This is a genomic window from Kocuria salsicia, assembly GCF_039532055.1.
Classification (GTDB): Bacteria; Actinomycetota; Actinomycetes; order Actinomycetales; family Micrococcaceae; genus Kocuria; species Kocuria salsicia.
Genome location: NZ_BAAARF010000003.1, coordinates 544,382 through 551,981, shown reverse-complemented (window position 1 = coordinate 551,981; position 7,600 = coordinate 544,382). Strand labels below are relative to the sequence as shown.

Here is a 7,600-nt window from a genome sequence, read left to right as displayed (position 1 = left end):
ACGCAGAACTGCTGACACACAGGAGGACGACACCATGAGTACCAACCCGTTCGACGACGAGGACGGCACCTTCCAGGTGCTCGTCAACGACGAGGAGCAGCACTCGCTGTGGCCCGTCTTCAAGCCCGTTCCCGAGGGCTGGACGGTGGCCTTCGGCGGGACCGAGGGCACCCGCCAGGCCTGCCTCGAATATGTAGAGGAGCACTGGACGGACATGCGCCCGCGCTCGCTGCGTGGGGATTCCGCCGACGCCTGAGACCCGCCCACCACGAAGGCCGCCCCCGCACACGCGATGTGTGCGGGGGCGGCCTTCTGCAGGGTGGTTCTGGCGTCTGGCGTCCTTTCACGGGCACGGGGTGGCTCAAACGGCTGCTCGTCTCAGCCGCGGGGGCGGGGTGGCGCCGGAACGGTCTCCAGCAGGTCCTGCACGCCCAGCGCCGTGAGGACGGGGGTGAACTTCAGCCGGGTCTCGGCGAGCTCGGCCTCCGGGTCGGAGTCGGCCACGATGCCGCCGCCCGCGTGCGCGGTGAGGCTGAGACCGTCCTCGGCCAGGTGGCCGCCGCGCAGCAGCACGCGCCAGTGCCCGTCTCCGGAGGCGTCGCACCATCCGACGGCACCGGCGTAGTACCCGCGCGGGGACTCGGTGGCGAGGATGTGGTCGAGCGCGGTGGAACGGGGCGACCCGCACACCGCGGGCGTGGGATGCAGGGCCGCGGCGAGGTCCAGTGCCGTGTGCGTCGGGTCGGCCAGGACGCCACGGATGGGGGTGCCCAGGTGCCAGATCCGCTCCGTGTGCGCGAGCGTGGGCAGGGGCGGCACGTCCAGCTCGGCGCACAGCGGACGGAGGACGGCCTCGATCGCGTCCACCACGTAGCGGTGCTCGTCGAGGTCCTTGTGCGAGGTCTGCAGTGCGAGCGCGGCCTCCCGGTCCAGGTTCCGGTCCTCGGGGCGGCGGGCGGCGGTTCCCGCCAGGGGGTGCGTGGAGACCTCGAGGCCTTCGCGCCGGACCAGCACTTCGGGGCTCGAGCCGATCATGTGCCCGCCGGGCAGCGCGGAGTCCGTGGGGAGACGGACGAGGTACCCGTTGCCCTCACGGTCGTCCGCCACGAAGCGCCGCAGCAGCTCCAGCGGATCCCCCGGCTCGGCGAGGTCCAGGCGCAGGACGCGGGCGAGGACCACCTTGTCGAGGGCGCCCGATCGGGCAAGTTCCACGGCGCGGGCCACGCGGGCCACGTGCTCGTGTGGTTCGGGCTCCTCGTGCCAGGAGCGGACGGTCGGCACGCCCGTGGCGGAGGTGCCGGGCCCCGGAAGGGCGGCGGCGTCCGGGTCCCAGGACTCGGGCTCGAAGAGTGCTGCCGGCTGGCGGGTGTCGAACGGAAGGCACCCGACGACGACGCCGGCGTCCCCGGCGCGCAGGGCGCGGGCCGCATCCTGCCCGGAGCTCCAGCGCTGCCGGATGCCGCGGCCCACGGCGGAGCGGCCGCGCTGGGAGAGGACGAAAGTGGGATCCAAGGCGCGGGAATGGGCTTGTGTGCGGGGAGAAGTCGTCGGCTGGTTCAACACGTTGCTAAGGATAGGCTAACCTAATTATTGAGTCCACAGTCTGCACCCTGGAGAACATCGTCATGCCCATTCCCCCCATCGACAGCTACGCCATCCCGGCGCCCAGCGAGGCCAACCGGGTGCACTGGCAACTGGACCGGTCCCGCTGCGCCGTGCTGGTGCACGACATGCAACGATACTTCCTCGCCGCCTACGACCGCGGGGCGGAACCGGCGCGCACCGCCGTGAGCAACACGACACTGCTGGTCGAGCACGCCCGGTCCCAGGGCATCCCCGTCATCTACTCCGCCCAGCCGGGGGACCAGCACCCGCACCGCCGCGGTCTGCTCAGCGAGTTCTGGGGCACCGGGATGACCGAGGGCGCCGACACCGAGATCATCTCGGAGCTCGAGCCGCAGGAGGCAGACGTGGTGCTGACCAAGTGGCGGTACTCCGCGTTCCAGCGCACGGACCTGCGCCAGGTGCTGAGCCACCTCAAGCGGGATCAGCTGGTGATCGCGGGCGTCTACGGCCACATGGGCTGCCAGGTGACTGCCACCGAGGCGTTCATGCACGACATCCAGCCGTTCCTTGTCTCGGACGCCGTGGCGGACTTCTCCCGGGAGGAGCACCGCAGCGCAGTGGACTACGTGGCCAAGCGCTGTGGCTACGTCCTGCAGACCCCGGACGTCCTCACGGCGTGGGACGCGGTTGGCACCGCGCAGGCCGGGGAGGTCGCCCGTGCCTGAGCCGAGCACCCAGGACCTCCCCCCGGTGCTGCCCAACGGCATGCCCGCCGAGGCCGCCCGGCGCTACCGCGAGCTCGGACTCTGGATGGGCCAGACGCACCGGGACCTCTTCGCCTCCGCGATCAACGGCCGTCCGGAGCACACCGCCGTGGTGGACCGCCACCGCAGCCTGACCTACCGGGAGCTCGGTGATGGCATTGCCCGCGCCGCCGCCGTGCTGGAGGCGGCCGGCGTGGGCAAGGGCTCACCCGTCGTCGTGCAGCTGCCGAACTCCGCCGTGTTCCTCGAGGCCGTGGGCGCGCTCTTTGCCCTCGGGGCCGTGCCGGTCTTCGCGCTGCCGGCGCACGGCTCGCGCGAGGTCGAGCACTTCTGCGACCTCGCCGACGCCGTGGCCTACGTGGGTCCGCGCCGCGGCCCCCGAGACCTGCTCACGGTGGCCCACGCCGTGCGGGAGCACCGCGGTGACATCGCCGTGGTGACCGTGGACGAGCGGGTCGCGGAACCGTGGGCCGAGGCCACAGTCGACGGCGACGTCGTCAACGTGCGCAAGGCGGCCATGCCCACCACCCGGGTCTCGCCCGCATCGCTTGCATTCCTGCAGCTCTCAGGTGGCACCACCGCGCTGCCGAAGCTGATTCCGCGCACCCACGACGACTACCTCTACTCCGTGCGGCGCAGCGTGGAGATCTGCGACGTGCGCCCCGAGGACGTCATGCTGGTGGCCCTGCCGTGCGCGCACAACTTCACCATGAGCTCCCCGGGGATCCTGGGCGCGCTGCACGTGGGCGCGACCATCGTGATGGCGGCGGACCCTAGCCCAACCACGTGCCTGAGCGCGATCGAGAAGTACGGAGTGACCCAGGCGGCGCTCGTGCCGCCGCTGCTGCTCGCGTGGCTCAACAGCCCGGCGGCGGCCCGCCACGACCCCTCCTCGCTGCGCACCCTGTGGGTGGGCGGCGCCAAGCTCAGCGACACCGCCGCCCGCCGCGTGGGCCCCGAACTGGGGTGCACGCTGCAGCAGGTCTTCGGCATGGCCGAGGGGCTCGTGAACTACACTCGCCTTGAGGATCCCGAGGACCTCGTGGTCACCACGCAGGGCCGGCCGATGTCCGAGCACGACGAGCTGCGCATCCTCGCCGAGGACGGCAGCCCCGTGGCACCCGGTGAGCCGGGCGTGCTGCACACCCGCGGGCCGTACACTATCCGCCAGTACTACCGCGCCCCTGAGGTCAACGCCCGCTCCTTCAGTGAGAACGGCTTCTACTGCACCGGGGACATCGTGCGCCAGCTGCCCAGCGGGCACATCGTGGTGGTCGGCCGGGACAAGGACCAGATCAACCGCGGCGGCGAGAAGGTGGCCCCGGAGGCGGTGGAGAACGAGCTGCTCGCCCACCCGGCGGTGCACGACGTCTCCGTGGTGGGCATTCCGGACGAGGTGCTCGGCGAGCGCATCTGCGCCTACCTGATCCCGCGCGCGGAGCACCGGGAGCGGATGCCCACGGCCGTGGAGCTGCGCGGGTTCCTGCGCGGACGCGGGCTGTCCTCGTTCGCCGTGCCGGACGTCTTCGAGGTCGTCAGCGAGTTCCCCCACACCGGTGTGGGCAAGACCAGCAAGAAGGATCAGAGGGGCATGGCGGTGCCGGGGCGGAACCCCGCCACCGACTGAGCCGCGCGAGTCCGTGCCTTCTCCTACGAACAACGAATCGAGTTGCCCCATGTACGACCTCATCGGCGTCGGCTTCGGACCGGCGAACCTGGCCCTGGCCATCGCGATCGACGACCACAACCGGCACTGCCCTGACGAAGAGCGGATCGAGGCGCTGTTCCTCGAGCGCTCGCAGCACTTCGCGTGGCACCCGGGCATGCTGCTGCCGCACACCACCATGCAGATCTCGTTCCTCAAGGACCTCGTCTCCTTCCGGGACGTGACGCACCCGCTGTCCTTCCTGTCCTACCTGCAGCACCGGGGTCGGCTGGACCACTTCGTGAACAAGCAGACGTTCTTCCCGTCCCGCGCCGAGTTCTCGGACTACCTGGGGTGGGCCGCGGACCAGGTCTCGGAGCAGGTGCGCTACGGCGCCGAGGTGCAGGCCGCCCGCGTGGATCCCGAAGACCGCAGCGTGGTGGTCGAGCTCGCGGACGGCGAGCAGCTGCACGCCCGCGCGGCGGTGCTGGCCCCGGGTCTGCAGCCGCGGCTGCCCGAGGGAGTGAGCCTCTCGGACCGGGTGATCCACACGTCCCAGACCGTGCACGCCCTGCAGCGACTGACGCGCCCCGTGCGCACCGCGGTGGTGGTGGGTGCGGGTCAGAGCGCCGCCGAGGTCGTGCGGTTCCTGCACGAGCGGGACACCGGGACCACCGTGCACTCCGTCTTCGCCAAGGTGGGCTACACCCCGGCGGACGACAGCCCCTTCGTCAACCGCATCTTCGACCCCGACATGGTGGACCGCTGGCACGGTGCCCCGGAGGACGTCCGGCGCCGGCTCTTCGACTACCACCGCGGCACCAACTACTCGGCGGTGGACCCGGAGCTCGTGGAGGCGCTCTACGACGTCGAGTACGAGGAGCGAGTGAGTGGGCACCGGCGACTGTTCATGGACAGCTGCTCGGAGGTCGTGGCCTACCGGGAGACCTCCGAGGCCGTGGAGGTGGACGTCCGAGACCTCACCACGGGGGAGACCACCACCCTGGAGGCGGACCTCGTGGTCTTCGCCTCCGGCTACCGCCCGGCGGACCCGGCCGAGCTCTTCGGCCCGGACGCCCGGTGGTACCGCCACGAGGGCACGGCACCGGCGGTCGCGCGGGACTACCAGTGGATCCCCGCGGACGAGTCCGCACCGCCGGTGTACCTCAACGGGGGTGTGGAGCACACCCACGGCCTGTCCTCGTCGCTGCTGTCCAACCTGGCGGTGCGCGGTGGCGAGATCGTGGACTCCGTGGTCGCGGCCCGTGCCGCGCAGTCCGTGGCCGACGCCGTCGACGCCGTCGACGCCGTCGACGCCGTCGACGCCGCGGGCGCCGTCGGCTCCGGCGCGCACTAGAGACCGCGCCGGTCCGCGCCGGTCAGCTCTCCGGCACGCACCAGACCGCACCCCGGCACCCGGCGGCCGGAGCCACAGACGCCGGAAGCGGGCGGCCCACGGCCCGCCCGGGCAGCAGGCAGAGAGAGGCAGCACATGCAACGCACCACCCGCGAGACCACCGTCTACCCGATCGCGATCCGCGAGCTGCAGGTGCAGCGGATCGAGGACCTGAGCCCGCACATGCGCCGCGTGGTGCTGGGCGGGCCGGGCCTGGAGGCCCACGAGCGCAACGGGGTCCCGGTCCCGGCGTTCCGCAGCACGGGCTTCGACGACGACGTGAAGATCATCGTCCCGGACCCGGTGACGGGGCTGTGCGCCATCCCGGAGCCCCAGCCCGGGGGCACGGTGGCGTGGACGGACGAGTCCGTCGCGCTCGCCCGGACCTACACGGTGCGCTCCGTGGACACCGAGGCGGGGGAGGTCGCCCTGGACTTCGTGCTGCACGGCACGGGCCTGGCCTCGGGATGGGCGCGGCGCGTCCGCCCGGGGGAGAGCGTGTACGTGGCGGGCCCCAAGGCCTCCGCCGCCGCACCCGAGGACGTGGACTGGCTGCTGCTGGCCGGAGACGACACCGCCCTGCCCGCGATCGCCCGCGCGCTGGAGGACCTGCCGCGCGGCACCCGGGTGCACGCCGTCGTCGAGGTCCCCACCGCCGCGGACCGGATCGAGCTGAGCACCGAGGCGGACGTCACCCTCACGTGGGCCGTGCGCGAGGCGGGCGAGGACCTGGTCTCCGCGGTGCAGGGCATCGACTGGCTGCCCGGCGAGGCCTTCGCGTGGGTGGCCGGGGAGGCCCTGAGCATCAAGCCCCTGCGCCGCTGGCTGCGCGAGGAGCGCGGCGTGACCCGCGAGCACACGGACATCTCCGGGTACTGGCGCCGACGGGACGTGGTCAGCGTGGCGGACTCCCCGGACGTCGTGGACGTGGGCGCCACCGGGCCCTCCGCGGAGGCCCGGCTGCACGAGCTCACCGAGCTGGCACCGGCGCTGCTCGTGCGCACCGCGTGCGCGCTGGGCGTGTTCTCCCACGTGGACGACGGCGCCACGAGCGTTCCCGCCCTGGCGCGCGTCCTCGACCTGCCGGAGACCTCGACCGGGCGGCTCGTGCGCGCCCTGCGCGTCCACGACCTGCTGACCGGGGACGACGACGCCGTACTGGCCCTGAGCGAGACGGGCGTCCTGCTCGCGGACCCCGACTCCCGGCTGGTGCGCTCCCTCTCCCCGGCGGCCACCGTGCGGGAGCTCTCCCTCGCGGGACTCGACCGGGCCCTGGCCACCGGCGCCGCCGTGCCCGTGGACACCGACGGCCGCCACTGGGACGAGCTGTGCTCCCAGGACGAGGCCCTCGCGGCGCAGGTCGACGACCAGGTGGCCGAGGAGGCGTGGTTCACCGCACCGGCGGTGCCCGCCGCCGTGGGCCTGGAGGAGTCCGAGACCGTGGTCTTCGCGGGTCCCGGATGCGGTGTCTACGCCGAGGAGGCGATGCGCCGCGTGCCCGGGCTGCGTGCCGTGCTGGCGGGCTCGGACGCCGAGGTGCGCCGGGGTCTGGCGGACGTCTCCGCCGTGCGCCGCGAGCACGTGCAGACCCTCGTCACGGAGGAGCCCGCGGACGTTCCCGACGGCACCGCCACGCTGCTGCTGCTCGACCCGTTCGGCTCCACCCCCGCGGCCGGGCACGCCGCCCTGCTGGACCGGGCCGTGCAGCGGGTGGGGCGCGTCGTCGTGATCACCGCCCTCGTGGACACCGAGACCCCCGACGAGTTCGACGTGGAGGAGGACCTGCGTCGGCTGTGCCTGAGCGGGGGCGAGATCCCCACCCGACACCGTCTGTCCTCGGTCGCCGCGGACGCCGGGGCGCTCGTCCACGCGGTGAACCCCGTGGGCTGGGGCGTGTGGGCCGTGGAGCTGCGACCCCTCACCGGACGGGTGTGAGCCCGGGTGCGCACGCTGCTCGAACCACCCGTTGACGAGGACCGCCGGACCTACCTGGCCGTGATGCCCTCGACCACCCCGGCGGGGCTGATCGGGCAGGTGCTGCGCTCGCGTCCCCGGCTGACCCTGGGCGCCGCGGTCCTCGCGGTCACCCACCAGCTCGGTGAGGTGCTCGTGCCCGTGGTCGTGGGCCGCGCGCTCGACGGGCCCCTGGCCAGCGGCGACCTGCGCGGCACCGTGCTGGTCGTGGTGCTGCTCGCGCTCGTCTTCGTGCTGCTCAGCTTCTCGTACCGC

At 72.8% G+C, this 7,600-nt stretch carries 6 protein-coding genes; 5 read left to right on the top strand and 1 reads right to left on the bottom strand.

Going from position 1 to position 7,600, the window contains the following annotated elements:
* Nucleotides 1-34 precede the first annotated feature (34 nt).
* Entirely contained in the window at nucleotides 35-256 is a 222-nt protein-coding gene (locus ABD264_RS02465; protein ID WP_144942564.1) for an MbtH family protein, read from the top strand.
* 122 nt (nucleotides 257-378) lie between these two features.
* Here the strand turns inward: ABD264_RS02465 and ABD264_RS02460 are convergent, their stop codons facing one another.
* Nucleotides 379-1,512 (bottom strand): isochorismate synthase, encoded by a 1,134-nt coding sequence (locus ABD264_RS02460; RefSeq protein ID WP_344203941.1) that lies wholly within the window; start codon nucleotides 1,510-1,512, stop codon nucleotides 379-381.
* A gap of 113 nt (nucleotides 1,513-1,625) precedes the next feature.
* On the opposite strand from ABD264_RS02460, the gene ABD264_RS02455 reads away from it, so the two are divergent.
* The 4 genes from ABD264_RS02455 (at nucleotide 1,626) to ABD264_RS02440 (ending at nucleotide 7,306) form a co-directional block, all read left to right on the top strand.
* Nucleotides 1,626-2,291, top strand: coding sequence for an isochorismatase family protein (locus ABD264_RS02455; RefSeq protein WP_344203939.1), 666 nt, complete (start codon nucleotides 1,626-1,628; stop codon nucleotides 2,289-2,291).
* On the top strand, nucleotides 2,284-3,957 hold the full coding sequence (locus ABD264_RS02450; protein WP_344203937.1) for a (2,3-dihydroxybenzoyl)adenylate synthase: 1,674 nt from the start codon (nucleotides 2,284-2,286) through the stop codon (nucleotides 3,955-3,957). The genes ABD264_RS02455 and ABD264_RS02450 overlap by 8 nt, the downstream gene beginning before the upstream one ends.
* Before the next feature lie 49 nt (nucleotides 3,958-4,006).
* Nucleotides 4,007-5,332 carry a lysine N(6)-hydroxylase/L-ornithine N(5)-oxygenase family protein gene (locus ABD264_RS02445; RefSeq protein ID WP_344203935.1) on the top strand — a complete coding sequence of 442 codons (1,326 nt, stop codon included), beginning with the start codon at nucleotides 4,007-4,009 and terminating at the stop codon, nucleotides 5,330-5,332.
* Nucleotides 5,333-5,467: 135 nt separating this feature from the next.
* Nucleotides 5,468-7,306: a siderophore-interacting protein gene (locus ABD264_RS02440; protein ID WP_295108420.1), complete on the top strand. Its 1,839-nt coding sequence runs from the start codon at nucleotides 5,468-5,470 to the stop codon at nucleotides 7,304-7,306.
* Nucleotides 7,307-7,600 lie beyond the last annotated feature (294 nt).